General features: G+C 54.6%; 1 rRNA gene (running past one end of the window). It reads left to right on the forward strand.

Annotated features, from left to right (window positions below):
- Positions 1–1,136 (forward strand): 16S ribosomal RNA (locus P3T48_RS03095); it begins 286 nt to the left of the window's first position.
- The last annotated feature ends 40 nt before the right edge of the window (positions 1,137–1,176 follow it).

The following is a 1,176-nucleotide window of genomic DNA, read 5'->3' on the forward strand; positions in this document are numbered from 1 at the left end:
CTGGAAGGCATAATGGCGCCGACGACCGTGCCTTAATCGGCCAGGAATAAGTATCCCATGTACGTTTTTTGATGTGCATGTTTTTTGCATGTACCCTATGAATAAGGACCGGCTAATTCCGTGCCAGCAGCCGCGGTAATACGGAAGGTCCGGGCGTTATCCGGATTTATTGGGTTTAAAGGGAGCGTAGGCCGGAGATTAAGCGTGTTGTGAAATGTAGATGCTCAACATCTGAACTGCAGCGCGAACTGGTTTCCTTGAGTACGCATAAAGTGGGCGGAATTCGTGGTGTAGCGGTGAAATGCTTAGATATCACGAAGAACTCCGATTGCGAAGGCAGCTCACTGGGGCGCAACTGACGCTGAAGCTCGAAAGCGCGGGTATCGAACAGGATTAGATACCCTGGTAGTCCGCGCGGTAAACGATGGATGCCCGCTGTTGGGCCAACTGGTTCAGCGGCCAAGCGAAAGCATTAAGCATCCCACCTGGGGAGTACGCCGGCAACGGTGAAACTCAAAGGAATTGACGGGGGCCCGCACAAGCGGAGGAACATGTGGTTTAATTCGATGATACGCGAGGAACCTTACCCGGGCTTGAATTGCAGAGGAAGGATTTGGAGACAATGACGCCCTTCGGGGCCTCTGTGAAGGTGCTGCATGGTTGTCGTCAGCTCGTGCCGTGAGGTGTCGGCTTAAGTGCCATAACGAGCGCAACCCCTCTCCATAGTTGCCATCAGGTCAAGCTGGGCACTCTGTGGACACTGCCACCGTAAGGTGCGAGGAAGGTGGGGATGACGTCAAATCAGCACGGCCCTTACGTCCGGGGCTACACACGTGTTACAATGGCAGGTACAGAGAGCCGGTCGTATGCAAATACGATCCAATCCTTAAAGCCTGTCTCAGTTCGGACTGGGGTCTGCAACCCGACCCCACGAAGCTGGATTCGCTAGTAATCGCGCATCAGCCATGGCGCGGTGAATACGTTCCCGGGCCTTGTACACACCGCCCGTCAAGCCATGAAAGCCGGGGGCGCCTGAAGTCCGTGACCGCAAGGAGCGGCCTAGGGCGAAACTGGTAATTGGGGCTAAGTCGTAACAAGGTAGCCGTACCGGAAGGTGCGGCTGGAACACCTCCTTTCTGGAGAGACGATTATTCTTTCTAAAGTAGAATGAGAGAC

The sequence above is a fragment of the Segatella intestinalis genome (genome assembly GCF_029348455.1).
In the GTDB taxonomy this organism is placed as follows: Bacteria; Bacteroidota; Bacteroidia; order Bacteroidales; family Bacteroidaceae; genus Prevotella.